The organism is Enterococcus sp. DIV2379 (assembly GCF_050542965.1).
GTDB lineage: Bacteria > Bacillota > Bacilli > Lactobacillales > Enterococcaceae > Enterococcus_D > Enterococcus_D entomosocium.
On sequence record NZ_CP172938.1, the window covers coordinates 1,584,050 to 1,610,798 of the forward strand.

The 26,749-nt window shown below is 42.4% G+C and carries 23 protein-coding genes; 15 read left to right on the forward strand and 8 right to left on the reverse strand.

Translation table 11 applies throughout. The features are described from left to right. Positions 1 to 8: 8 nt before the first annotated feature. Both IGI92_RS07310 and IGI92_RS07315 read right to left on the reverse strand, forming a co-directional pair. A complete protein-coding gene (locus tag IGI92_RS07310; RefSeq protein WP_005230134.1) occupies positions 9 to 731 on the reverse strand; it encodes an amino acid ABC transporter ATP-binding protein in 723 nt (240 codons plus the stop codon). Further along, positions 724 to 2,205 carry an ABC transporter permease subunit gene (locus IGI92_RS07315; protein WP_005236308.1) on the reverse strand — a complete coding sequence of 494 codons (1,482 nt, stop codon included), beginning with the start codon at positions 2,203 to 2,205 and terminating at the stop codon, positions 724 to 726. The genes IGI92_RS07310 and IGI92_RS07315 overlap by 8 nt, the downstream gene beginning before the upstream one ends. A 393-nt stretch (positions 2,206 to 2,598) precedes the next feature. On the opposite strand from IGI92_RS07315, the gene IGI92_RS07320 reads away from it, so the two are divergent. The 5 genes from IGI92_RS07320 to IGI92_RS07340 all read left to right on the forward strand — a co-directional run bounded on the left by IGI92_RS07320 (position 2,599) and on the right by IGI92_RS07340 (position 7,557). Continuing rightward, entirely contained in the window at positions 2,599 to 3,261 is a 663-nt protein-coding gene (locus IGI92_RS07320; protein ID WP_008381373.1) for a 2,3-bisphosphoglycerate-dependent phosphoglycerate mutase, read from the forward strand. Between the two features lie 103 nt (positions 3,262 to 3,364). After that, on the forward strand, positions 3,365 to 3,631 hold the full coding sequence (locus IGI92_RS07325; protein ID WP_005236306.1) for an ACT domain-containing protein: 267 nt from the start codon (positions 3,365 to 3,367) through the stop codon (positions 3,629 to 3,631). A gap of 8 nt (positions 3,632 to 3,639) precedes the next feature. Then, positions 3,640 to 4,989 (forward strand): PFL family protein, encoded by a 1,350-nt coding sequence (locus IGI92_RS07330; protein ID WP_086299497.1) that lies wholly within the window; start codon positions 3,640 to 3,642, stop codon positions 4,987 to 4,989. Between the two features lie 173 nt (positions 4,990 to 5,162). Further along, positions 5,163 to 6,722 carry a TPM domain-containing protein gene (locus IGI92_RS07335; RefSeq protein ID WP_430608390.1) on the forward strand — a complete coding sequence of 520 codons (1,560 nt, stop codon included), beginning with the start codon at positions 5,163 to 5,165 and terminating at the stop codon, positions 6,720 to 6,722. 217 nt (positions 6,723 to 6,939) lie between these two features. Continuing rightward, positions 6,940 to 7,557 carry an HAD-IA family hydrolase gene (locus IGI92_RS07340; RefSeq protein WP_400450261.1) on the forward strand — a complete coding sequence of 206 codons (618 nt, stop codon included), beginning with the start codon at positions 6,940 to 6,942 and terminating at the stop codon, positions 7,555 to 7,557. Positions 7,558 to 7,629: 72 nt separating this feature from the next. Here the strand turns inward: IGI92_RS07340 and IGI92_RS07345 are convergent, their stop codons facing one another. Together IGI92_RS07345 and IGI92_RS07350 are read right to left on the reverse strand one after the other, a co-directional pair. Continuing rightward, entirely contained in the window at positions 7,630 to 9,072 is a 1,443-nt protein-coding gene (locus IGI92_RS07345) for a HAMP domain-containing sensor histidine kinase (RefSeq protein WP_430608391.1), read from the reverse strand. Then, complete coding sequence (locus IGI92_RS07350) at positions 9,062 to 9,730, reverse strand: response regulator transcription factor (RefSeq protein WP_086372848.1); 669 nt, start codon at positions 9,728 to 9,730, stop codon at positions 9,062 to 9,064. Before IGI92_RS07350 ends, IGI92_RS07345 begins: the two co-directional genes overlap by 11 nt. 170 nt (positions 9,731 to 9,900) lie before the next feature. On the opposite strand from IGI92_RS07350, the gene IGI92_RS07355 reads away from it, so the two are divergent. Both IGI92_RS07355 and IGI92_RS07360 read left to right on the forward strand, forming a co-directional pair. Next, entirely contained in the window at positions 9,901 to 11,700 is a 1,800-nt protein-coding gene (locus tag IGI92_RS07355; protein WP_430608392.1) for a penicillin-binding transpeptidase domain-containing protein, read from the forward strand. A 196-nt stretch (positions 11,701 to 11,896) separates the two neighbouring features. Continuing rightward, positions 11,897 to 12,937, forward strand: a complete 1,041-nt coding sequence (locus tag IGI92_RS07360; RefSeq protein ID WP_005236295.1) for a CAP domain-containing protein — start codon at positions 11,897 to 11,899, stop codon at positions 12,935 to 12,937. A gap of 118 nt (positions 12,938 to 13,055) precedes the next feature. Here the strand turns inward: IGI92_RS07360 and IGI92_RS07365 are convergent, their stop codons facing one another. Further along, positions 13,056 to 14,081: an AraC family transcriptional regulator gene (locus IGI92_RS07365; protein WP_155115770.1), complete on the reverse strand. Its 1,026-nt coding sequence runs from the start codon at positions 14,079 to 14,081 to the stop codon at positions 13,056 to 13,058. 167 nt (positions 14,082 to 14,248) lie between these two features. Here IGI92_RS07365 and IGI92_RS07370 point away from each other — a divergent pair, with 167 nt between their 5' ends. The 6 genes from IGI92_RS07370 to holA all read left to right on the forward strand — a co-directional run bounded on the left by IGI92_RS07370 (position 14,249) and on the right by holA (position 22,738). Further along, the gene (locus IGI92_RS07370; protein WP_430608394.1) at positions 14,249 to 15,538 is read left to right on the forward strand and encodes a PTS sugar transporter subunit IIC; all 1,290 of its coding nucleotides are present in this window, start codon (positions 14,249 to 14,251) and stop codon (positions 15,536 to 15,538) included. A gap of 19 nt (positions 15,539 to 15,557) precedes the next feature. Continuing rightward, positions 15,558 to 18,152, forward strand: coding sequence for a family 78 glycoside hydrolase catalytic domain (locus tag IGI92_RS07375; protein WP_430608395.1), 2,595 nt, complete (start codon positions 15,558 to 15,560; stop codon positions 18,150 to 18,152). Between the two features lie 87 nt (positions 18,153 to 18,239). Then, positions 18,240 to 18,881, forward strand: coding sequence for a helix-hairpin-helix domain-containing protein (locus IGI92_RS07380; protein WP_008381358.1), 642 nt, complete (start codon positions 18,240 to 18,242; stop codon positions 18,879 to 18,881). Between the two features lie 93 nt (positions 18,882 to 18,974). Next, entirely contained in the window at positions 18,975 to 19,472 is a 498-nt protein-coding gene (locus tag IGI92_RS07385) for a ComE operon protein 2 (RefSeq protein ID WP_005236270.1), read from the forward strand. After that, positions 19,444 to 21,687 (forward strand): DNA internalization-related competence protein ComEC/Rec2, encoded by a 2,244-nt coding sequence (locus IGI92_RS07390; protein WP_430608396.1) that lies wholly within the window; start codon positions 19,444 to 19,446, stop codon positions 21,685 to 21,687. Before IGI92_RS07385 ends, IGI92_RS07390 begins: the two co-directional genes overlap by 29 nt. Before the next feature lie 31 nt (positions 21,688 to 21,718). Beyond that, positions 21,719 to 22,738: a DNA polymerase III subunit delta gene (gene holA / locus IGI92_RS07395; protein ID WP_286088808.1), complete on the forward strand. Its 1,020-nt coding sequence runs from the start codon at positions 21,719 to 21,721 to the stop codon at positions 22,736 to 22,738. Positions 22,739 to 22,790: 52 nt separating this feature from the next. On the opposite strand, the gene rpsT is transcribed toward holA, so the two are convergent. Then, positions 22,791 to 23,045, reverse strand: a complete 255-nt coding sequence (gene rpsT, locus IGI92_RS07400) for a 30S ribosomal protein S20 (RefSeq protein WP_005230162.1) — start codon at positions 23,043 to 23,045, stop codon at positions 22,791 to 22,793. 236 nt (positions 23,046 to 23,281) lie between these two features. Between rpsT and IGI92_RS07405 the strand changes: the two genes are divergently transcribed. After that, positions 23,282 to 24,337 carry an inorganic phosphate transporter gene (locus tag IGI92_RS07405; protein WP_430608397.1) on the forward strand — a complete coding sequence of 352 codons (1,056 nt, stop codon included), beginning with the start codon at positions 23,282 to 23,284 and terminating at the stop codon, positions 24,335 to 24,337. A 12-nt stretch (positions 24,338 to 24,349) separates the two neighbouring features. After that, positions 24,350 to 24,973: a DUF47 domain-containing protein gene (locus IGI92_RS07410; RefSeq protein ID WP_430608398.1), complete on the forward strand. Its 624-nt coding sequence runs from the start codon at positions 24,350 to 24,352 to the stop codon at positions 24,971 to 24,973. A gap of 74 nt (positions 24,974 to 25,047) precedes the next feature. Here IGI92_RS07410 and IGI92_RS07415 read toward each other — a convergent pair whose 3' ends face one another. Together IGI92_RS07415 and IGI92_RS07420 are read right to left on the reverse strand one after the other, a co-directional pair. Beyond that, positions 25,048 to 25,881 carry an undecaprenyl-diphosphate phosphatase gene (locus IGI92_RS07415; protein ID WP_005236259.1) on the reverse strand — a complete coding sequence of 278 codons (834 nt, stop codon included), beginning with the start codon at positions 25,879 to 25,881 and terminating at the stop codon, positions 25,048 to 25,050. A 148-nt stretch (positions 25,882 to 26,029) separates the two neighbouring features. Further along, the gene (locus tag IGI92_RS07420; protein WP_005236258.1) at positions 26,030 to 26,734 is read right to left on the reverse strand and encodes a histidine phosphatase family protein; all 705 of its coding nucleotides are present in this window, start codon (positions 26,732 to 26,734) and stop codon (positions 26,030 to 26,032) included. Positions 26,735 to 26,749 lie beyond the last annotated feature (15 nt).

Below are 26,749 nucleotides of genomic sequence, written 5' to 3' on the forward strand. Positions count from 1 at the left end.
TCCAATTTCTATAAAACTTTGCTTAAAAAATCCTGTGTCCGCGCATTTTGCGGATGCTCAAAGATTTGTTCGGGTGTTCCTTGTTCTTGAATGATACCGTCAGCCATAAAGATGACACGATCGGCAACTTCTTTAGCGAAGCCCATTTCGTGGGTAACGACCACCATCGTCATGCCTTTTTCTGCTAAAGCTTGCATGACCGTCAACACTTCTCCGACCATTTCTGGGTCCAATGCTGAGGTTGGTTCGTCAAAGAGCATTACATCAGGATCCATTGCCAACGCTCTAGCAATAGCGACCCGTTGCTGCTGCCCGCCAGAAAGGCTAGAGGGGTAACTATCCGCTTTTTCAGCTAAGCCAACTTGCTCCAGCAATCCTTTCGCTGTCTCTTCGGCAGCGGCTTGCTCTTGCTGTTTGACTTTGATCGGGCTGATAGTCAGATTTTCTAACACCGTTTTATGAGGGAATAGATTGAAGCTTTGAAAAACCATTCCCATTTTTTGACGAATCTGATCGATTTTCACCCCTTTTGCCAATAAATCATTGCCTTCGAAGGTGATTTTCCCGCCGGTCGGCTGTTCAAGAAGGTTCAAGCAGCGTAAGAAAGTACTTTTTCCACTTCCTGATGGTCCGATGATCACAACGACTTCACCAGGTGTCACTTCAAGATCGATTTCTTTTAAGACGGTATTCTCGCCAAATGTTTTCACTAATTTTTCAACTTTAATCACTAGTTTTCATTCTCCTTTCAGCAACACCCAAGAGACGTGAGAGGGCGAAGGTCAATACAAAGTAGATCAATGATACGATAACGTATGGTAAAAACGGTTTGAAGCTGGCCCCTTGAACGACGCCTGTTTGGAAAATCAGTTCAGACACACCGATCACCGATACGACCGAAGACTCTTTAATGACCGTGACAAATTCATTTCCTAGAGCAGGCAAGATGTTTTTGATGGCTTGCGGGAAAATGATGAAGCGCATCGCTTGGATCTGATTCATTCCTAATGAACGAGCGGCTTCCAGCTGTCCTTTGTTGACGGCATTGATCCCGGCACGAATGATTTCTGCCACATAGGCGGCACTGTTTAGTGCTAAGGCAATACAGCCGGCAGCTAATTTCGAAAGCTCTAAGCCTAACACGCCTGTTCCAAAGTATACAATAAATATTTGTACTAACAAAGGTGTTCCTCGAACATATTCAATATAGACAGCGGCAATGACTTTCAGTGCTTTTGATTTAGAAAGCTTCATAAAGGCTAACAAACTGCCACCGATAGAGCCGAATAATACCCCAACCAAGGCTAGGAAGATGGTATAGCCAGTTCCGGTGATGTAAAAAGGCAGATATTTTTCCCAAAAGCTTTGCTCTTCATCGATCGTGCCATCTTCGGTAAACATCAATCGATAGGCATCTTCTTTGTATTGGCTTAAAAGATCATTACTAATAATGGTTTCAATGGAGGAATTGAGTTTTTCCAGTAAAACCGGCGCTTCTTTCGAGATGGCGATGGCGGTCTCCTTCACACCGTTTTCAAACGTGACATTTTCGGCTAATGCCAATGTATCATTCGCCGTCACATATGCTTCGGCAACGGGACCTTCCATCACGATCGCATCGATCTTGCGTGATTTTAGATTGGTGATCAAATCAGGCACCCTTTGTAAAGAGGTGACGGTCGCGCCAGTCAATTCTGTATTTGCCAGCTCTTCTTGGGTGGTTTGTCGTTGTGCACCGACAGCCACACCATCAAAATCAGCTGTCGATTGGAAACGATCCGCGTCTTCCGCTCGAACCAGAACAGTTTGTTGGACTTCCATATAGGTGTCAGTGAAATTGACTTCTTTGCGGCGCTCATCCGTAGCAGCCATCCCAGAGATGACGACATCAATTTTGCCTGTTTTTAACGCCCCTAACAACGCATCAAATCCAAGTTCCTCGATTTTCAGATCGACCCCTAAGTCATCTGCAATCTTTTGGGCAATGGAAATATCGATTCCCACGATTTCATTTTTTCCGTCAACATTGGCACGGAATTCATAAGGTGCATAATCGGCAGATAAACCCACGACTAATACACCATTTTCTTTGACTTTTTCATAGATTGGATCAGTTTCTTCTGCATGTGCTTGTCCGACAAAGAAAAACGGCAGCAATGCTGTGATGATCCCTAATAAAACAGTACCCTTACTAAACCTTTTCATGTAAACGCCCCTTTAACTTTTTCTGCGCATCTATTAAAAATGCAAATAATAACTAATAAATGTATAAAAATACATATAAGTGATAGAAACTATAATAGCATAACATCAGTTGAAGTCAATAAGTCAGAGAAAAAAAGTCAAAAAATGTTGTAGAGCGTAAAACCATTTATTCAATTTTTTTGCAATCCAACCAAGAGCAATGTGAAGAAGGCACAGCGTCTTTTTTCTAAACATATATATTCGATCTTTCACTTTGAAAAAAACCGATAATAAAGAAATGTGACCACACTGAATGAACAAATGGCAAATGGTCTCAGAAGAAGCCAAAAAAAACGAAACATAAGACATTTTTTTGATTTCTTGCGATAATAAAAGTGAAGAGGAGGCGGTAGGATGAAGGTCGTATTGATTCGACACGGAGAAAGTGAAGCAAATTTCGAAAATTATTGGACAGGATGGCTGGATGTTTCGCTGACCGAGAAAGGCCGGCAACAAGCATGGGTAGCAGGGGAACAGATCAAAGCAATGGGGATTACTTTTGATTTTGCCTTTGCATCTGTGCTTCAACGAACGATCATCACGTGTGATGCCGTTTTGGAAGCTAGCAATCAGCTTTGGGTCCCTGTACACAAAACATGGCGCTTAAACGAGCGTCATTATGGGCAACTGGTTGGGGTCAATAAAGATGTGATGGTGGCACAATATGGAAAAGAACAGGTGCAAAAATGGCGTCGAGGATATGATGAACCGCCTTTATATGTGGAGGAAAATGATTTCGATCGACGCTACGATTCTTTGGATCCTCGCTTGATTCCTAAGGGAGAAAATCTGGGAATGGTCGTGGCCCGAGTGGTTCCATTTTGGCAAGATCAGGTGGTTCCGTTACTTAAAGATCATAAGAATATTCTCATTACTGGTCATGGGAACAGTTTGCGGGCGTTAGTCAAATACTTGGAGGACGTGCCCAAAGATGACATGGATACGATCGATATTCCTAACGCACAGCCGATCATTTATGAGTTTGATAGCCAAGCAAACTTGATTGAACGGGCGTAATAACGAACATTTAAAGAATAAACCACATTTTCGTTTGATGTTACATCGAAAATGTGGTTTTGTTGTGCTATAATAAGAAAAATTTAATGAAAGGCGGGAGAATATGAAAGCCGTATTAACCGTTATTGGAAAAGACAAGGTTGGGATCATCGCTGGTGTCAGCCAGAAATTAGCAGAATTAGAAATCAATATTTTAGATGTGTCCCAAACGATCATGGAAGATTACTTCACGATGATGATGCTTTTAAACATGGATGCCAATCAGGATTTTGACGGTGTTCGTGAGGAGCTTCACCAAATAGGTCAGGCATTAGGTGTGAAAATCAGCATTCAAAATCAAGAGATTTTTGATACCATGCATAAATTATAGGAGGCACTATGGAGACAAATCAAATACTTGAAACCATTCGCATGGTGGAAGAAGAAAACTTAGATATTCGTACGATCACGATGGGGATTTCATTATTGGATTGTATCGACGCCGATATTGATCGTACCTGTGAGAAAATTTTTCAAAAAATCACGACAAAAGCCAAAGACCTCGTCAAAGTTGGTGAAGAAATCGAAAGTGAGTATGGTATTCCGATCATAAACAAGCGGATTTCGGTTACGCCTGTAGCGATCGTAGTAGCAGCTTGCCAGCCGACACCTCGAGACTGTATCAAAGTTGCGAAGACATTGGATCGAGCGGCGCAAGAAGTCGGGGTCAATTTCATCGGCGGCTATAGTGCGCTAGTAGAAAAAGGCTATCAAGGCGGTGACCTTGCATTGATCGAATCGATTCCAGAAGCCTTGGCACAAACCAATTTTGTCTGTTCGTCGGTCAATATTGGATCAACGAAAGCTGGGATCAACATGGATGCAGTGCGTCTGATGGGAGAAACAGTCAAGAAGACTGCCGAAGCATCAGATATGGGCTGTGCGAAGCTGGTCGTTTTTGCCAATGCTGTGGAAGACAATCCCTTTATGGCGGGGGCTTTTCATGGAGTCGGTGAAGCTGATGTGGAAATCAACGTCGGTGTCAGCGGACCTGGTGTCGTCAAACGTGCCTTGGAAAAAGTCAAAGGCGAGTCCTTTGATGTCGTGGCGGAAACAGTTAAAAAAACAGCTTTCAAGATCACGCGAATGGGGCAATTGGTCGGGCGCGTGGCTTCAGAGCGCTTGGGCGTTCCATTTGGGATCGTCGACCTTTCGCTGGCACCAACTCCTGCTGTTGGTGATAGTGTGGCATTGATTTTAGAAGAAATGGGCTTAGAATCTGTCGGTACCCACGGAACGACAGCTGCTTTGGCATTGTTAAATGATGCAGTCAAAAAAGGCGGCGTAATGGCCTGCAACCATGTTGGTGGTCTGTCGGGTGCTTTTATCCCCGTTTCTGAAGATGCAGGAATGATCAAAGCAGTAGAAGCTGGTTTATTGAATTTAGAAAAACTTGAAGCCATGACGGCGATCTGCTCTGTCGGCTTAGATATGATTGCGATTCCGGGAGATACTTCGGCTGAGACGATCGCCGCAATGATCGCGGATGAAGCAGCGATCGGTGTCATCAACCACAAGACGACAGCTGTCCGAATCATTCCAGCGAAAGGCAAAGAAATCGGCGATCGCATCGAGTTTGGTGGGTTATTAGGGACAGCGCCAGTGATGAAAACCAATCCTGCGAAGTCTACTGATTTCATTTTGCGTGGCGGCCGTATTCCCGCACCGATCCATTCATTTAAAAACTAGCTCGTGTTCATTTTGTAAGAAAATATGATAAAGTGACCTTTAAAAGACTAATCAGAATGCTGTCTTTTAAAGGTTTTTTGGTCCTGTTACTATTTTTTTCATTCCTAAGGCGGATGTTTTTTTGTTTGGAATCGAATACAATAAAAGATAACACGATAAAAAGGGGTGGTAAAATGAAGAAAATCTTCCAACTTGGGATGTTGGTTTTTGTTGGTTTGATGGGATTTTTTGTCCTTCAACCATCAATTGCCTTTGGACAGACATTTGTTCGCGATGATGCCGGGGTCCTTTCACAAGAGACGATCGAACAGATCGATGCCTTGAATAAAGAGGGGTTCCAATCATTGACTGGCGCGCCAGAATATGCTGTGATCACGATCCCTTCCTTAGATGGGCAATCGATTGAAGAGCGTAATTTGGAACTGTTCAATGAATATGGTTTAGGAAATCCAGAGGACAATAATGGACTATTGTTTCTCTTTGCCATTGATGATCGTGAATTTCGTCTGGGTTATGGCGATGGACTATCTTATGTCTTCAGTGAGCTATCGGAAGATGATTTAGTGGATGAAGATGCCAAAGACGCATTACGAGATGAAGATTATGATACAGCGATATTGGCAGCTTCTAATGAAGTCTATCAGCGAATGAAAGAAGCGGATGAAACGATTGGATTAGGGACGATTTATCAAGATGGCAATCAAATGTTAGCAGAAAAACAGGCACAAGAAGCAGAAGCCACTAAGCAAATGTGGTTCACTATTGGAAAAATCGTCAGTGGTGTCGTAGCGGCAGCAGCTGCAGGCCTTGTCGGGTTCATCAGTTTTCGCCATCTTAAAACCAAACGGCGATTTGAAGAGCACCTGCCGTTGCCGAAACATCTGTTAGAAGATAGTCACTTCCAACAGAAAGATTTCTTGAAATGGGCTAGCAATAGAAAGAACTATCAGCGTTACCATCAGTATCAGACAGCAAAAGATTGTCAACAAGCATTTACGCAGTATGTGACGAGTACTTACGTGCCAGCGAAATTGAGTTCGATCACCGGATTGTCGACTGCGGATAAACGAGTTATCCAACATGCCTTGACGAATCCAGCAATTGGATCTTATTTTTCAAACTTGCTGATGAAGAAAAAAACCACGGTCAAACATTTCGGTCAGGTGATCCTTACACAACATGACACCTTAAAAACCTATGAAGCCCAATTAGGCAGGGAAGTGTCTGAACGGATGGCAGACTATGATTTATCTGATGCGGTGTTACCTGAGAATTTGCCTTTAGCAGATGCGTATCGAGCAGAAATAGCTAAGCAAGCCAAAGAAGAGATCAGAAGACGCAATGAGCAGGGGCGTTATTTAGCGCAACTTGTGACGGAAAAAGCGACCTATCCTGAGATGGTACAAGCCATTCCGAAAGAAGTTTCTAATGTTATAGCGGAAGTGAAAACAGATGCCTTGTTCCAAGTTGACTTGAAACAGGTTTATCAAAATCACCCAGATTTAGCAAACAAATTATCCTCATTTGATGCTTCTGATCGAGCAGCAGTTTTAAATAATGCTCGCCAAGAGTATGACCCGCATGGGATGAATATGGCGTTGTTCTTTGTGATGATGAATAATCACGTGTCCCATCAAGAACAAGTCATTGCCGATACACAAAGTTCTTCGAATGATTTTGGCGGTTTTAGCGGAGGAAGCAGCAGCGGTGGCGGTGTTTCTGGTAGCTGGTAATTTTTTCGTAAGGAGGAACGTTCATTGTTCTGCAATACATTCGCTTGCATGTAGGTTTGTGCAAGCGGAAGGATTGTATGGTCAATGGCGTTTTTTCTTGTGGAGGAAATCCCTTGATAAATAAGACAAACCAAACAAAGTGTGGTAAACTTTTTAGAGTTACAGAAAATGAATGGAAGTTTCATTCATTTGAAAAAGGGAGAAAACGAGGGATATCATGTACCAATCTTACATATGGGATTTTGATGGAACACTTTACGACAGCTACCCAATCATGTTAAAAGCTTTTATTAAGACATTGAAGGAGTATGGCTTCGATCCAGATCCAGCGGAGATTTATTATATATTGAAAGATTCATCTTCCAAAAAAGTTGCTGAAAAATACAACTTAGATTTTCAAGAGTTCACTAAAGCATTCAAAGCAAATGAAGCGCTGGATGATCGTTTGCCGTTTTCCTTTGTAGGAACCAAAGAAACATTAGAAGCCGTGGTTGCTGCTGGTGGCAAGAACTACATTTTGACCCACCGCGATGTCGTTTCAACAAAAGAGCTGTTAGAAAAAGAACAGATGGCAGACCTGATCGTTGAGATCGTAGGACCGGAAAACAACTTTCCCCGTAAACCTGATCCAACTTCATTGATTTATCTTGTCGAAAAATATCATTTAGACAAAGATCAGACCGTCATGATCGGCGATCGTACGATGGATGTTTTTGCAGGACAAGGAGCAGGTGTCAAGACGATATTTTATGATATAGAAGGTATCTTAAAAGATGTATCCGCCGACCATACCGTCCAATCCATGGCTGAAATACAAGAAATCATTAAGTCTTGAGAAATCAAGGCTTTTTTTGTGCAAAGAAAGTAAGACATTCATTACTTATGATGAACGGTATAAACGTGGTTCTCATTGGTCTTCTAGTCTCGGCACAACAAACCAAAAAGAAGTCACGCCATTTTTCGACTCAGCGCCATAATCGAAGGCGTGAGAAGTCAAAATGGTTTTCACGATCGCTAAGCCGATGCCGGTTCCTTCTTTATGTCCTGCTTGATGTTGGACGCGTTGGTATCTTTCCCAAATGAGTTCGAGTTGTTCTGGAGGGATATCTTTTCCGGGATTGATGACAGCAACTTTTGTTCTTGTAGATGTATTCGTTAATTTGATCAAAAGACGCTCGTTTTTAGGTGTATGGTTGATGCCATTGTTTATTAAATTACGCAAAACCTGTTCCATTTTGATGCGATCAAAAAGAGCAATTCCATTCTTACTATCTGCTTCAAAATCGACAGTGATGTCATATTGATTGGCAATCCCTCTTGCGTAGGCAACGACGGAGGAAACCACCTCATATGTATTCCAGATTTCATTTTTAAGTTGTGTATAGCCTGCTTGCATGATAGAGAAATCCATGATGTCATCAACCATGGCACTCATACGGTGGGCTTCGCTGATAATTAGTTCCATATGTTCTTTTCGAAGGCGTTTGTCACTTCCAGAAACATCACGTACCATCTCCCCATAACCCGTGATCAACGCGAGGGGGGATCGTAGTTCATGAGAAACATTGGCAATCACTTCTTTTCGCAACACGTCTACTCGCTGAAGTTCTGTACTTAAGTCCGCAACAGATTCAGAAAGTGTACCTAATTCATCGCCACGGTTTAGTTTGGGTACGGAATAAAGCTCTCCGTTGGTTAAGCGGATGATGGCTTCTTTGATGGTTTTGATCGGGCGAATAAAATGCTGTGCTAAAAAAAAGGAGATCGTTGATGCAAAAATTGTTAATATGATGGTGAATAGAAAGAGTTGCTGTCGATTCATGCTTTGAAGCGCTTCGATTTGAGTGATCGTATTGGAGAGCAAAAGGGCAGCTGGGCGTTGGAAAAGAGTCGTAGGAACGCCAATAAGAATGGCAGAAGACTTTTCAAAGTCTTCTACAGCACTAAGGCTCTCACCGTTAAGGACAGTGGGTGCATGAGATAACAACCAGCTGTATTCGTTGCTCAACCCATCTATGTTTAATTGTTGTCCATTGTTAAATGCCGCCAGAATTTCGCCATACTCGTCGACTAAAAAAAGAGTCCCAACGATCGTTTTACTGAGGAAAAGCAATGGATCTTCTGGTAAATCATCTGGATCTACTGCCATTTCTTCAACAGCGGCAGCTGTTTCCTGAACTGTTTCTAAAAGTGATTCTTTCGTTACATTGATATAATTTGGTTCAAAGAGCAAAATTTGAACAGTCCATAAAAAAGCAATGCCAATGATGACCAGCAGCATATTGGCGGACCAAAGCCGCACGAGTAATTTACTTTTGATGTAAGTAAAACCTAACCGACTAGTCTTCATAATCAAATTTATACCCAACGCCCCAAACCGTTTGGATCAACTCTCGGTAATCCCCTAGACGCTCTCGCAAGGACTTGATGTGTGTATCCACTGTTCTGGTATCACCGAAATAATCGAAGCCCCAGACACCTTCTAAAATTGATTCTCGGCTCAAAGCAATATGATTATTTTTTGTCAAATAGACCAGCAGATCGAATTCTTTTGGCGTAAGCGGCAGAGGATTCCCTTTGATCGTTACAGTATGAGAAAAAACATTGACTTCGAGATCGCCATAAACGATCTTTTCGAACTGAAATTGACTACTTCGTTTCAACACAGCTTTGATGCGAGCCATCAGCTCTTTAGGGCTAAATGGCTTGGCGATGTAATCATCGGCACCAAGATTGAAGCCAAAGAGTTTGTCATACTCTTCCTTTCGAGCGGTAATCATGATGACTGGCGTGTTACAGCTACCTCTGATTTCCGAAAGCGTCTGAAAGCCATCTTTTCCCGGCATCATGACATCTAGGAGAATCAAATCGAATGAATGATTGGTTAATTTTTCCAAAGTTTCTTTTCCATCTGATGCTTCAAAACATAGATACCCTTCGATCTCCGCATAAGTTTTCACTAGGGCACGCATATGAGTGTCATCATCGACAATCAATATTTTTCGCAATTTTATTCACATCCTTAAAAATAATTTATATTTTTTAAAGTATATCACAGCATAATCGCTGAATTAATAGGAAATTGACTCTTTGAAAAATAATTGTTCTTTCCCTCACAAGATCATCACAAATACCCAATACTATAGAGGTATATTCGATCGAAAGGGGCGCTTTGGCGATGTATGACTATCATATAGTCAAAAAGAAAAAAGCGAAGAAAAATCGTAAGCTAGTCGGTCATTGGTTATACATAATCAGTCTTGCGCTTTTTATGGGGTTTTCTGCACGTTTGATTTACATTGTTCAAGTCGGTGTGATTGCTGGCGTCTCTTTGTCTGAAAGAATAGAAAATTTGTATTATAGTTCACGATCCATCGAAACAAGTCGAGGGGCAATTTTTGATCGGCAGGGGACAGTGATCGCACAGGATATTCTTTCCTATACTGTTCGAGCGGTTCTTTCTGAAGATTACATTGATAATGGCCGACCCATGTATTTAGACAGAGAGCGCTTTGAGGAGACCGCAACGATTCTTTCGGAGTATTTACCTATTTCTAACGAGCAAGTTTTGTCTATCTTGAAAGACGGTGCGAATCAAATAGACACGCCTGTCTTTCAAGTGGAATTTGGCAATGTTGGCAGTGGTCTAAGTGTGACCACTCGAAATCAAATCGAAGCGGCGTTTGATGCAGCTGGAATCAATGGTATCTATTTCGATGCTCGTTCAAGTCGCAGCTATCCGAATGGCATCTTTTCTTCACATTTGATAGGGACAACGTCAGATGATGATGAAATTCGAGTCGGAGTTTCTGGATTAGAATATGTACTGAACGACTTTTTGAAGAATCAAAATGGGCGAGAGTCTTTTCAAGTCAATGCTTCAGGGAATCCTGTTCCTGCAACCAATCAAATGGTAGAAGAAGGCGTAGATGGGAACGATGTTTGGACGACATTAGATGCTCATCTGCAGTTATTCACTGAATCAGTGATGGATGAGGTTATGGAACAAACACGACCAGAGAATCTGACGGCTTTATTAATGGATGCGAAAACTGGAGAGATTTTAACGATGGCTCAAAGACCTAGTTTTCATCCAGAGACCCAAGAAGGAATTGCGGATGAGCACTTTATTTGGCGTAATCTTTTTACGGAAGAGATGTATGAACCAGGTTCGACCTTGAAGCTGGCAACCGTTGCGGCAGCGATTGATGAAGGTGTTTTTGATCCGACGGAACGCTACAATCCTGTGAGTATGCAGATTGAAGATCGAGTCATCAACGACCACGACTCAGGAGCAAATGGTGAGTTGACGATGCGGCAAGCGTTAGCTTGGTCAAGCAACACTGGGATGGTTCGACTTCAGCAACGGATCGGTTTTGATGCATGGGCGCAGTATTTAACTGATTTTGGACTAGGGAAAGTTACAGGAAGTGAGCTTCCCGGTGAGGTGCCTGGTATCTTACCTTCAAGAAATCGGGTGGATTATGCCATGAGTTCTTATGGCCATGCGATTGGGGTCAATCAGATGCAGATGATGCAGTTATTTAGCGCATTTGCCAATGGTGGCGAGATGATTCGTCCGCAATTGATTCGGCAAGTGGGAGAAGAGACCCAAGTTTTTCCAGAAGTCGTTTCTCAGCCTATTTCACAAACAGCGGCTGATGCTGTATTGGAATACATGACCGATGTAGTGACGGATGAACGCTATGGCACCGCTTATGATGTATACCAACTGACGAACCATGAGATTTCTGTCAAAACTGGGACTGCTCAGATCGCCAATGAGAATGGTCAAGGTTACATGACAGGAGAGTTTGATTATATTTATTCGGCGGTCTCGATCTATCCAACGGATGATCCACAGTTTATTCTTTACCTCACTATCAAGCGACCAGAAGAATACGATCGTCATACCTTAGCTAAAATTGCCAATCCTTTGATGGAGCGCTCGATGGCGCTGCAAAGTTTTCGTGAGTAAAAAAGTTTCTTAACAGGAGCTTAAAAAGACATAGACCATCTAAGAAGTTTCATGCTGCAGCTGGTCAATTTTCCACAGGAATGATAGTCTTTAGAAAAGGCAGGACGGGTTATCAGCGATCCAATCTAGGGATGAATGAGTGGATAAACGATCGCGCTACAGCTAACACATAATGATTCATTGACGGAGGTGTCATATGAAAAAAATAAAATTCTTAATCAAAAGCATTTTTCTCATCGGGCTTCTTTATTTTGTGAGCCAGATGATTACATGGCAAGACGGGCGCTTGGCATTTCGGGATGCTCGACTCAACGAGATCACTCAATCTCTCTCGTCCCAATTTTCTCCTTCACAAGACACTTCAGCCAGGCCATCGGCAGAAACACCTGCCCAGACATATTTATATAATGAATCACGACAAGTGATCGAAGAAACCTTTGGAGAAGCGATCAATGAATCAGCGAATAGGTATGGACTGAACTGGACTTCCTATCACGATGATTTTCGTAACTTCATGATGGTGATGTACGATGAACATGATATTGCGCAAGGGATCTATACGAATCAAGACACGATTCTTATCAATGACACGCTAGGTATCGGGTCTTCAAAAGCAAGCGTTCGTAATCAGATGGGTACGCGCCAAGAAAGTCTACAACGAGGATCAAGACGGTATCGCATCGATTCCGATGCCGACTATGATCTGTTCTTACAAGACGATCAATTGATTACTTTTTTCTATGATGTTCATGCCGAAGATACAGTGACTGCGATTCAAATCATCAATCGCTCGCTAGAAACACGCCATGCGAATGATTTTCGCCAAAATCAAGCCGCCATTTTAAGCGGCTTACGAACACAGTTATTTGAATTAACGAATGCCACCCGAGTGAAATTTGGTTTGTCGCCCCTTGGATTCAGTGAAGCAACCAGTGAGACTGCCGTGAAGCATAGCCAAGACATGGCAGAACATCGATATTTTGACCATATTGGGTTAGATGGATCGACTCCATTTGATCGGATGCAAGAAGACGGGATCAGCTTCACTGCTGCAGGGGAGAATTTGGCATTTGGCCAAGCCAGCAGTATTTACGCCCATCAAGGTTTAATGAATTCAGAGGGACATCGGGCAACGATTCTAAACGATGAGTATCAATTTCTCGGGATCGGTATTGCGATCGATACCAGCGAACAGCCATATTATACAACGTTGTATCACCGAGGATCGGCGTCGTGAATTCCTGAATTGCTTGAAATTGATTAGTTAAAAAACACTGCTCATTTGAGATTGTTGCGTTAGCAGCATCAAGTGAGTAGTGTTTTTTTGTCGATAAAATGGTGTGCAGCAGTATTGTTTAGTTTTGACGGTAGGCATGAGGAGAGCACTGATACTTCTTTTGAAATAGCTTATAGAAGAATGAGACATTTTTATAACCGACTTGGTGTGCGATTTGTTCCACAGGAAGAGAAGAGCTTCTCAACAATAAACTGGCTTGATTGAGTTTTAATTCTTGAAGGATCGTCACAAAGGATCGACCAAGCTGCTGACTGATACGGCGACTCAAATAGCTCGGGTTGTATCCAAATGCCTCCGCAACCGAAGCTAGTGTGCAAGTAGCGAAATGTTTCTCCAGATAGTCCAACACTTCTCCGAGGTACAGTTGGTCACTTTTTTGCGACTCGATCCGTTGTTTTTCTTGGAAGTTACGAACGAGTTCGGAAAAAATAATGATCATATAGGAATGGATGACCTCATGAGAACCGAAGGAGGGATTGAAGAACTGGGCCAAGACCCCAAAAATCGCATCAATCAAATAGTCGTTGTTACTCGTTTCAAACACTAGGTATTGATTGTGCTTTTGGCTTTCAGATAACGCATTGATGGCAAAATCGGCGATCATGCTATTGGATGCCAGCCGACTGAGCATCTGGGTGGAAAAGTACTCTTTGCTGATCAAAAAGTTAATAACAATGTCGTCTTGATTTGTTTCGATAATTTGGTGGATCACCCCTGTATCTAGTAAGCAAAAGTCACCTGCCTTTAGGATCACTTTTCTCTCATTGATCATAATCGTGACTGTTCCAGAAAAAACATAATTCATTTCGATAAAATCATGCTGATGTAGTGGCGTAGAAGAAAAGCGTGCATGTTTTAAAATCAAGAGCTGGCTTGTCTTAAGAAATCCGCTATCTTGCGGCCGTTTTCGTATGAGACGAGAAAGGTGTTTTTCGAATGTATATTGGTAGATTGGCTCATTTTTTTCAGTGTAGACTTTCTTAAAATCCTCATAATTGTATGGAAGGGATTGCGTCTTTTTAAGGGCTATTTCTTCGGTAGTCGTCAATTGTTGTAACTGCTGCAGAATGTTCTGTTTATCCATCGCTTTCTCCTTAGGTAAAAAATAGTCAATGAAATAGTAGAGTATCGTCATTGAAGACAGGTAGAGATAGTATATAATACTTGTATGATAGCGTTATCAATTATCATAATCCGGATGATAATAATAGTCAATAGTACCAGCAAATTCGAAAGAAATGGGGAATCACCATGAACCACGACAAACCATCATTTGGGGATAAGATCCAAAGTACCCTTGGTCCATTTGCAAGTAAAGTTAATGGGAATATTTATATTACTTCAGTTAGGGATGCAATGTTAGCTTACATGCCATTCACCTTTATTGCGTCGATCTTTTTAATTATTGCTTTTTTTCCGATCCAACAAGTGACCGATTTTATTACTATGGTGTTGCGAACAGAAGATGCTAGTGTCTGGCAAGAGAAATTGCTCTATGTCAACAATGCCACACTCGCAGTCGGTGGTTTGCTAGTTGTCATTTCCCTCGCAAAATCACTCGCAGAAAAACTTGAAACAAACGTTTTGCAATGTGTCTTAACTGCTTTTGTTTCCTTTTTACTATTAACACCGTTGGATGCAATGGAAGCAGGGACTTTTTTAGATATCACCCGCGTTAGCGCGCAATCGATGTTTTTAGCGATTATTGTCGGTATTTTTAGTACAGTTCTTTATAAAAAAATTGAGGGTAAAGGAATCAAAATCAAAATGCCAGCAGCGGTACCACCAGCTGTTTCTGGTCCATTCGAATCGGTGATTCCATCTTTTCTTGTCATCACGACGATTTGGGTCATCCGACTCATCATCGAAGCCTTATTTAACAGTGATGCCATGACGTTGATCAATGGGACCCTTGGGATTCCATTAACTATGTTAGGTGGCTCCCTAGTTGGAATGGTCGTTGTGAAAATTTTCGAGCAATTCCTATGGTTTTTTGGCCTTCATGGAACCTCGATCATTCAAGCAGTGATGGACCCAATCCATCAAGTCCTTGAAGACCAAAATCGTGTGGCATCAGTGGCGGGAGAGATTCCAACGAATATTATCAGTATGAGTTTTCGGAATCATTTTGCTTCGATTGGCGTCGTTGGTGCGATCATTGCTATTTTGATCGTAGCAAAAAGTAAACAGTACAAAGAGGTTGGAAAAATTGCTAGTGTTCCTTATATTTTCAATATCGGTGAACCAGCGTTGTTCGGGATACCGTTGATGTTGAATTTCAGTTTTATCATTCCTTTTGTTTTTGCAAATGCCGTCACAACGATCGTCGCTTACTTTGCTTTTTATTTCGGGCTAGTCCCGATCCCAACTGGGCTTGCGCAAATTCCGTGGACGACTCCGCCGATCATTAGCGGCTATTTTGTCACTGGTAGTATCATGGGCGCATTGTTACAAATCGTCTTGATCGTGATCGCAACGATGATTTGGTTGCCATTTATCAAAGTTGCTGATAAGCAGATCTGTGTTGAGGAAGCACAATAACCTACGAAAGGAGCAGCTTATGAAAGAAACGATAACCATCAACGGAATGACAAAGCCATTAACAGTGGATTTAAATGATCCGATCCTTATTGAATGGTCGATGACCAATCACCAAGGCTACCGATTGCAAATTTTCAATGAACAGCAGCAAGCAGTGTATGACGTTTCCAACATAGCCGCTTCTGAGAATAAAATGGCGGTCCACTTGCCACAGCATCCGCAGCGAAAAAAATATCAAGTCAAATTGACCGCCGGAGCAGGAAACGATGTCACCAGTTACAGTAGTGTGTTTTTCACGATAGCAAAGCGTGAGAAACCTAAAGAAACTATGGGCAAGTGGATCACTCGCTTAGATGATCCTATTAAAAAAGAACGTTTTTACTTTTCAGAAGAGAAAAATAGCTGCTTGTCTCGCTCTTTCACACTGGAAAAGTGTCCTTCCTATGCAGTGATTGATTGCTGCGGGCTTGGTTTTTATCACTTGTCAGTTAATGGAAAAACGGTATCAGATGTTTATTTAAACAGTGATGTAACGAACTATGATCGAGTCGTCTACTATGATACTTATGAGTTAACTGATTTTTTACAGGAGGGAGACAATCGGATCGAAGTTGAACTTGCGAATGGCTGGTACAACCCTGCTCCGATTGAGATTTTAGGTCGGTATAACATCCGCAAACAACTAGCGATCGGCAAACCCTGTTTCTGGGGGGAGCTTCAGTTAAATGATGGAGGAGAGAATCGCTACATTTACTCAGACAATCAGTGGCAAAGCAGTTTTGGGCCTTATTTGCAAAACAATCTTTATATAGGAGAAATCGTTACCGATGTACCTGATCCTCGACCAGAAGGAAAAACGGTACAAATTGCTGGACCCGCGGGACGTTTTAAGCCAAGCTTTATTCCAAAAATCAAGCGCACACAATCGATCGTTCCCCAAAAAATGACCGAAACTGCAGCGGGACTGTTCATTGACTTCGGTCAAATCATCAGCGGTCAATTTGCTTGTACTCTTGAGGAAGATTTCATTGGTCAGATCAGAATCAGCTATGCAGAAACATTAGACGAGCAAGGCAACCCTGATTATACGTCTACGATCAGTGGAACTTATGGCGTCTACGATCCCTATGAAGGGAAGCAGCCAGATGATCCTATCGTTCAACGAGACATCATTGAGAAAACGGCAGCGAAGACGTTCGTTTTTGAAAACCGCTACACGTATCATTCCTTTCGCTATGCGTTGATCGAGACGAAACCTGCTGACAACCTTCAATCGATTGTAGGAGCAATCAAAGCCTATCGCTTGCATACGGATGTGAAATCGTTGGTGACACTTGAAACCTCCGATCCTTTCTTGGATCAGTTATGGGCGGTTGGACAAGCCACGCGGTTGAACAACATCCACTCGTATTTTGAGGACTGCACTCGTGAGCGCTTTGGTTATGGTGGGGACATCGTTGCGTTACTACCAACGCAGATGGCAGATCTGGCGATTGAGCCGTTGTTGGAAAAAGTGTTGTGGGATTTTGCCTACGACCAACGACCGGATGGTGCAATGACTGCAACTGCACCATTTGTAGGAATCATGACAAATGGTCCATCAAATGGTGGTGGTGCGTTAGGGTGGCAATTGGTAGTTCCAGAGCTTGCTTTGGCCTTGGTGAAGACCTATGGGAAACAAGCAGCGGTTGCCAAGCTGCGTCCACAGTTGGAACGGCATCTCAACTATTTACTCGCTTTTGATTTTGATTATATCGCCCAGTGCTGTCTCGGCGATTGGGGAGCAATTGATGAAACTCGGCAAAACGAGGTTATTACTTCGCCAGATCAGTCCTTTTGCTCTGCCTGCATGTATCTGCTTTTACTACAGCGTTACCAAGAATTGATCGACTTGAGGATCATTGGTAAAGAGGACTATTGTCAACGAGTGACAGCAGTGATCCAGTACACGACACTGCAAATCAAACAGAAGTTTTCTAAAGGAAATGAGCAATACGGTGCGGGCACCTTGTCTAGCATGATCTTTGCAATGAAGACAGGACTCAGTGAGAAAAAACGAATATTGCCAAAACTAGTACAACGGATCAAGCAGCAAGAGGGTATTTTCTCTTTCGGCATCTTCGGGATGGCATGGAGTTATCAGTTGCTGGCTGAAGCTGGCTATAATGATATTATTTTTGATTGGTTAACGAGGAAATCTGCGCCTAGTTATGCAGCAATGCTGGCAAGCGGAAACGGCACTTTGATGGAACATTTTCCAACGCCGCAACATTCAGCCACTTACGAGGGTTCGTTGAATCATGCCATGTTTGCTTCTTATGGGTATTGGTTTGTCCGTCATTTATTAGGCATTCAGGTGACAAGCGCTGGGATACTGATACAACCAGCCTTCGATGTACCTATAGCCCATGTCAAAGGCTCCTTACAAAGTACGTTTGGATTAGTAGCTTTAAGCTGGGAAAAGACTGATCGTACCGTTCGCTTAACGGTGGAGTTGCCACGAACATGTGGCTATGAAATCAGTCAGATGAAAGGTTTTAGAATAGTCAGTGAGAAAATAGAAGATGAGGGGGGGCGAAAAAAAGTTTCCTGCCTATATACGATTACTACTTAGCTAGTGAAAAAGTCGACACGTGGAAAGTGTTGACTTTTTTTCTGTCGTTTACTATCTTTTGCGTATTTCATCTATGAGGTGGTGAAAATGGATCGATGGAAGCTGTTCAAAGACTATTGGCGATTTGCAGTTGGTGGTGCTGTTTTGATGGTGTTGCTGATCATCTGGTTTGTACCGTTCTCGCAAAAAAAAGAAACAAACTGGCATTCAATGGCAGATGCAGCAGGTCAATCGTCTGAAATGGGGGAAGGTGGAGCCCTTCAAGAAGATAGTCTTCACGATGAAGAGTATGAGATCGTTATAGATGTCAAAGGGGAAGTGCACCAACCGGGAATTTATCGCTTGAAATCAGGTGCGCGGATGTATGAATTGATCGAACAAGCAGGTGGTCTGACAGAAGAGGCGTTAGAAACAGCCATAAACTTAGCACAAGTGCTGCAAGATCAACAGATGGTGATCGTCCCTCATAAAGAGGATCAAGCGTTTATGGAGATGAATGCTTCAGGAGTAGGTGGCAGCCAAACAGCAGTGACACAAATCAATCTGAATCAAGCCAATGCGCAGCAACTGCAAGAACTGCCAGGTGTGGGTGCCAAAAAAGCAGAAGCAATCATCGCTTACCGAGAAGAATATGGCTTTTTTAAACAGATTGATGACCTAAAAAAGATCACAGGCATCGGAGAGAAGACCTTTGAGTCCTTGAAAGAGATGATTACAGTGGCGGACTGAACCAAATAAATGTAAGAAATACTAAGAAATGACGGTTGAAAATTCAAGAAATTCGATTAGAATAGAACTAATCAATGACAAAGGAGCAAACGAATGAGCAATACGAGAATTCCATGGGACCAGTATTTTATGGCACAAGCTGTATTACTGTCTTTACGCAGTACGTGTTCCCGACTTGAAGTCGGCGCTACATTAGTCAAAGATCGCCGAATCATCGCTGGAGGCTACAACGGGTCCGTCAGTGGCGATGTACACTGCATTGACGATGGCTGTTATGTTGTCGATGACCATTGTATTCGGACGATTCATGCAGAAATGAATGCCTTATTGCAATGTGCAAAATTAGGGGTGTCAACAGACAATGCGGAAATCTATGTGACGCATTTTCCCTGTCTTCCCTGTACGAAAGCAATTTTGCAAGCAGGGGTCAAAAAGATCCATTATTTGAATGACTATCGCAACAATCAGTATGCAATGGAACTGATTCAACAAGTAGGTGCTTCCGTCCACCAAGTTGAACTCGATCCGGTGTATTTTGAAAAACTTTCGTTTGGTGTGCTGAATGATGCACAACCAACAAAAAAGAACTGATTCATTTTTATTTCTTAGTATTATTTTTGCTTGTTCGGTGACTGCTTACTATCGGCAGTCCATCTTACTGGGACTCATTGCACTTTATTATTTCGGGATGCTTGTCTTAAAACGACAAGCATTTTTGTGCATGATTTGTTTTGTCGGACTGTTGCTGTTAAGTGTCCGCGTTTCTCTTTCTCGGACTGGGAACATACAAGAAGGTGAGTATCAAGGGGTAGTCAATGTGCTGCCAGACACGATCAAAATCAATGGCGATCTACTTACATTTGAAGCAAAATCCTCTGCAGGTAAAGTGATTGGCCGTTACACAATTTCTTCAGAGACTGAAAAACAGCAATGGCAGGATCGATCCGATTGGGGGAGAAAGCTGCTGGTGAAAGGATTTTTTTCTCTTCCTGAAAAACCACGAAACCGCCATGGATTTGACTATTCTGCCTATCTGGCTAGTCGATCAATTATTGGCACAGTCCATATCGAGCAAATGGTAGGTATGGAAGAAGCAGATGCAGGCTTTTCACTTGCAAAAGTTCGAGCAGATGTTATTTCTTCTGTTCAACGAATCTTTCCTGAACGCTCAGCTGCCTATATCAATGCATTGCTCTTTGGTTTTAAAGACCATAGCTTTCAAGAAGTACGTCAAATGTATCATGCTAGTGGCTTATTGCATTTCTTTACGATCTCAGGAATGCATGTCGTCTTATTTTTCAAATGGTTTCGCGGATGCTTCTGCCGATTGGGGTTTACGCAAAAAGAGATGCTGTTGCCAATGGGGGTCTTTTTCTTAGCCGTAATTGGTCTTTGTGGCGGCGGCACTAGTGTCTGGCGTGCTGTCTTGGCATTATCGGTTACTCAAGTAACAACTCTTTATCAACAACGGCTATCGGCAAGTGATCATTATGGGATCGTCTTAACGACTCTTTTATTCGTTGATCCCAAAGTATTGCTTCAAACATCGGGGCAACTAAGTCTTTTGATGACCTTCCTGATAGTAATGCAGCAACCGATCAAATTGACGTGGTTTTGGCGTAGTCAGTTCCTCACGGTGCTGGCTGCGCCTGTCATTGCCTCGCTCTTTTATGAATTCCCATTATTTGGGGGCTTTTTGACGTTTGTCTTTTTACCATTTTTTCAAATGGTTTTGCTGCCAGCCTGTTTCTTAATGTTCGTTACTGGGACTCTTTTTCCAACCATCAGTGGGCTGATTGCACTTTTTGAAGGGCTTTTGCTGCTTATGGAAGTTGTCGTGGGCGCTGTAGGAGGCGTATCGATAACGGTGGGTGCCGTTCCTGCAGGATTGGCTGGCAGTTGTTGTTTGTTCAGCATGCTCTTTTACCAAAAGAAAAGGTGGCTGCTGGTGATCTGTTTTTCGCTTGTTGTACCAATCGTCTTTCAGCAGAATCGCGTTTTATCCACCATTAGTTATGTCGATGTTGGTCAAGGCGATAGTATCGTTTTGCAGGCAGAAAAAAATCGCGAAGTTTATGTGATCGATACTGGAGGTTCTCTGTCTTTTCCGAAAGAAAACTGGCAAGAGCGCAAACGACAAGCTGCTGGGGAATCTACATTGATTCCTTTTTTGAAAGGGGAGGGAGTCAGGAAGATCACCGGTTTGTTTCTAACTCATGGCGACACGGACCATATGGGAGATGCGCTAGCATTGATGAAGGCGATCCCCGTTGAAACGTTATATCTCGTACCAGGAAGTGAACAAGATCACCGCATCGCCAAGCTTTTAAACGAACTGCCTAAGCAGACAAGCGTTGTTTGGACGACGGTTGGCCAAGTAGTGGGTGATTTCCTTCAGTTGCAAGTATTGGCACCAGAATCAGGTGCAGGACAAAACGAAGATTCGCTGGTGATTAAAACCAAGGTAGGGGATAAAACATTTTTATTTACTGGCGATCTCGAACAAGCAGGGGAAAAAAAGTTGATTCATGATTATCCGAATCTTAAAGTTGATGTATTGAAACTAGGGCATCATGGCAGTCGAACCTCGACGGCACCTGAGTTTGTTGCGGCAATCGATCCCCAATTCGGGATCGTTTCAAGTGGACGGAACAATCGGTACGGGCATCCTCATGAAGAGGTGCTTGAAACGTTGGTAAATCAGACCGTTTTGCGAACCGATCAGCAAGGCATGATCCAATTTATTTGGTCTGAAAAACAACAATCATTTTTGATAAAAACGCTGCTAGACTATCCGATTGACTAATGGTAGGATAAGAATGAAAGCGGGGGGAACGATGGAATTACAAAAAGCGTTGCAAGCAATTCGAACCAAGGAGTTGCAATCGATTTATCTAGTCATCGGCAGTGAAATGTTTTTACAAGAGCAAGTTCGCACGGCCTTTTTGGAGCGTTTTTCCGTTGGGAAAGATGATCTGAATTTTGCTTCCTTTGACATGGAGAAAGATCCCCTTGATATGGTGATCCAAGAAGCTCAATCGTTGCCTTTTTTTGGCGATCAGCGATTACTGTTTGTTGAGCGGCCATTTTTCTTAACGGCTGAAAAAAAGAGCAATGCACCTGAGCATGACCTAGATGATTTTTTGAATTACATCAAAGACCCATTGGAATCATCGGTAATGGTGATTTTTGCAGATGTCGATAAATTAGATGAACGGAAAAAAATTACTAAGCAATTGAAGAAAGCCGCAGTTGTGATTGATGTCGCACCTATGAAAGAAGCCGACGTGCGTCAGTATCTCCAACAGTCGTTGGCAAATGATGGCATCGAAATGAGCCGAGAGGCGTTTGATTTGTTTTTACGGTTAACGGATCTGCAACTATCAAAAGCGATGCAGGAGTTACAGAAACTACGGCTGTATGCAGGAAATGGCAATAAAATTACGAAAGAGATCGTCTTGCAGTTGATCCCTAAGACGTTGGAACACAATGTCTTTGAATTAACCAGCGATGTCTTAAAGGGGAACGTATCGGATGCGTTGCGCTTGTATGACGATCTATTATTGCAAGGGGAAGAGACGATCAAGATCAATGCTATCTTGATCAGCCAAGTCCGTCTGCTGTTACAGGCGGCGATTTTGATGAAAATTGGCTACCAGCAAGCCAATATCGCAGAAACGTTGGGGATTCATCCGTACCGAGTGAAGTTAGCGATGCAGCAAGCTCGGGGGTTTGGAGAAAAGCAATTAGCGGCACTATATAGTGAATTGATCGAAAATGATTACTTAGTGAAAAGTGGTCAGATGGACAAAGAGTATTTGTTCCAGCTATTTGTTTTAAAACATGGCAAACAGTAAGTCAAAAAGAAAGGCGCAGCAATCGATGATTGCTGCGCCTTTCTTAATTTGCTTATTTTGCAATTTTTTTACTTAAACGAGATTTGTCGCGACTAGCTTTGTTCTTGTGGATCAATCCTTTAGTCTCAGCCATATCGATTGCTTTAACAGCATCTTTATATAACGCATCTACGTTATCAGCACCAGCTTCAACAGCTTGATCAAATTTTTTGATTGCTGTACGCATTGTGCTTACTTGAGATGAATTCTTAGCATTAGCCGCTTCGCTTGTGCGAACACGTTTGATTGCAGATTCAATGTTTGGCATGTATTTCACCTCCGAAAAAAAAGTTCAATTACGTTTAGAAAACGTATAAATCAACACTAGTCATTATACCTAATGCCAAGAGTGATTGCAATAAAAGTTGTAAAGAAATTTTACTTAACACAAAAATTTGTTTTTTGGCCGTGCTATTTTTTGCTTTATGGTTTTGAAAAATGCTTCTTTACACATTTTTTACTGAATAGTTATAAAAAGTTTACACAGAAAGAGCTTTCTATGCTATGATTACTTCGGAATTTTTAAATGGGGGAATCTATGTGAATATCGCTTTGTTTCTAACGATTGTCTTGTCATTAGGGATGATTTTCGTCAACGGGTGGACGGATGCGCCGAATGCTATTGCAACCGCTGTCTCCACGAGAGTCTTACGCCCGAATATCGCCATTGGCATGGCAGTCGTCATGAATTTCTTAGGTGTGCTGGTGATGACGTATTTTAATGCGCAAGTTGCAGAAACCATCAGTAATATTGTGACTTTTGACTCAGGCGGGAGTTTTCGGGTCTCACAGATCGCATTAGCCGCTGCCTTGTTTTCAATTGTTGTTTGGACGGTCGCAGCTTGGTATTTTGGGATCCCAACCAGTGAATCTCACGCATTGATTGCGGGATTGACAGGGGCTGCCATGGCTCTGGGTGGTTTACATGCAGTCAACGGTGAAGAATGGATGAAAGTCTTAATCGGTCTCGTTGTGTCTACGTTAATGGGGTTTATTGGTGGATTTTTGATCATGAAACTGATCGTATGGCTCTTTCGCGATACCCAACGGCGAAAAGCCAACAAAATTTTTACGGTTGGTCAAGCCATCGCGGCTGGTGCCAATGCCTTCTTGCATGGTGCCCAAGATGGACAAAAATTCATGGGTGTGTTCATGTTAGGCCTTTTTTACAACAATCTTGCTGAAAAGACCGGCAATGGCTTTGCCATCCCACTGTGGGTGATGGTTCTTTGTTCCTTGACCATGGGGATCGGTACATCGGTCGGTGGGATGAAGATCATTAAATCAGTGGGGATGGATATGGTAAAACTGGAAAAATACCAAGGCTTTTCTGCAGATGTTACTGCAGCAATCTGTTTGTTCTTGTCTTCCGTATTTGGTATCCCAGTTTCAACAACGCACACGAAAACGACCGCTATCATGGGCGTTGGAGCGTCTCGGCGTTTTTCTAGCGTTGATTGGCGCATTGTAAAAGAAATGATCTATGCTTGGATTTTAACCTTTCCTGGCTGTGGATTGATTGCGTTTCTAATGGTCAAATTTTTATTGCTAATTTTGTGAGGAGAGAAAGTAATGGCACGAAAAAAAGGATTCGATTATTTTGCAGCAATGGAGCAGTTGGCGACGAACGGCCATTTAGCTGCCAAACGTTTTTCGCTTTTGATCAACGATTATTCTGAACGAGCATTGACCGAAGCAGCAGCTGAGATTCATGCTTTGGAAAAAGAAGGGGATAAAGTGATCGCTGAGCTAACCAATGAGTTATATGATTCATTTATCACCCCTATCGATCGCGAGGACATCCTAGTCATTTCAGAGCGTCTAGATGATATTTTGGATGGCATTATGGGACTGACTTATTTATTTGAGAATTTGGTCATTACGAAGATCCGCCCTGAAACCAACATATTTGCTGGAATGATCGTTCAAGCGACACAAGGCGTTGAAACGGCCTTAAAAGAATTTCCTAAGTTCAAAAATTCAAAAACATTGCGTCAAATGATTAATGATGTGAATACGATTGAATCAGAAGCAGACCGTTTGTATTCAAAAATGAAAAAAGCGTTATTCACAGACGAAACGGACGTTCTTGAAATCATTAAATGGAAAGATGTTTATGATCGTTTTGAATCAATTATCAACGACACCGAAAGTGCGGTGGATATTATTGACGGTATGGTAATCAAAAACACGTGAGGAACTAGAGACCTTTCAAACAAAAAAAGAGCAACTCTTGGGCAGGTAAGTGCCAAAAGAGTTGCTCTTTTTGCTTATAATTGGATCAGCCAATAGCCGATCAAAATGATTCCTAAAACGATACGATACCATCCAAATACGGTAAAATCGTTACGCTTGATGTAGTTCATCAAGAAACGGATCGCGATGATCGAAACGATGAATGAGACGATGGTTCCTGTTAATAAGATGACGGTTCCTTGGAAATCAAAGGCATTGCCATCTTTCAAAAACTTGAAGATTTTCAAGGCACTGGCACCAAACATGGTGGGAATACCTAAGAAAAATGAAAATTCAGCAGCAACATAACGAGAAGCGCCGATCATGATAGCACCTAAGATAGTAGCACCAGAACGAGAAGTTCCTGGGATCAATGCCAATACCTGGAACATGCCGACAATCAAGGCCGCTTTGTAGGTGAATTTGTTCAAATCGGTACATTTCGGTGCTTTATTCTTGTTTCGTTTTTCAACTACGATAAAGCCGATCCCATAAACGATCAAGACGATCGAAACGGAGAAAAAGTTGTAGAAGTGCGCATCTAACCAATCATCTAACGGCAATCCGATAATAACCGATGGCAAGACCGCAACAATAACTTTAAACCATAACGTCCACGTATCTTTTTTCTCTATTTCATTTTTTTGTGGGGAAAAAGGGTTCAGTTTATGGAAATATAAGTAGACGACTGCTAGTATCGCGCCCAATTGAATGACAACATTGAACATCGTCATAAATTCGGGGGTAACATTCAAACCGATAAATTCGTCGGCAAGAATCAAGTGACCAGTGCTGCTAATTGGCAGCCATTCCGTGATCCCTTCAATGATCCCAAATAAAATCGCTTTTATAAAATTTGTAAAAAACATTGGTCCAGTCCTTTCTATGACAAAATACAACTCTTAGTATACCGTTTCCTGATTCGAATACCAATCTTTTTCCTAAAAAAAGAGGGCAGTTTTTAAAACAAAAACTGCTCCTTTCTTGAAGAAATTGATTAGCCGTCAGAGGTTTCTCTTAGGACAAAAGCTCTTGAGAGAGCGCTAAGCCTTTTTTGATGTATTCTGTGTTACCAACTTCGGCGATGGTAAAGCTGCCGTCTTCGTAGATCAGTCGAGTGACCGAACCATTTTCAATATCCATACGAACATTGTTCTCATCATTGATCAGATGCAAAAGAAAAGCGATCGTTAAGCCGTGAGACACAACTAACGCATTGCCGCCGCCTTTTTTCTCAACGCGATAGGCGATATCTTCAAACCCTGTTTTGACACGTTCGGTCAAAACATCAAAGGTTTCCGCCCAATTGGCTGTATCGGCGTGGTAGATCGCATTGGCGATCGCCTCAAACGTGACATGATTAGCAATCATCTCATCATAATCAGGAAAATCAAGAATCCGCGGCAGAACGCCCCACATTTCTGCATCATAGGCCCCTTCAAGTGAGCCAAAGCACCATTCACGAATCCGTTTGTCGATGTGATAAGGGATCTCCGGTCCTCTGACATGTTCACCCAGTATCAGACGCATGGTTTCAATCGCTCGACCGCTGTCACTGGATACTGCTTCTACAAAATCCACATCGCGTAACCCAAGGCCTAAATAGTGGATGCCTTGTTCACCGGTTCGAGTCAATGGTGTGTCACACCAGCCTTGCACCCGCTGCAATGTGTTAAACATTGTTTTTCCGTGACGCACGACATACAATTCCGTCTTTGCCATAACTAGTTATTCCTC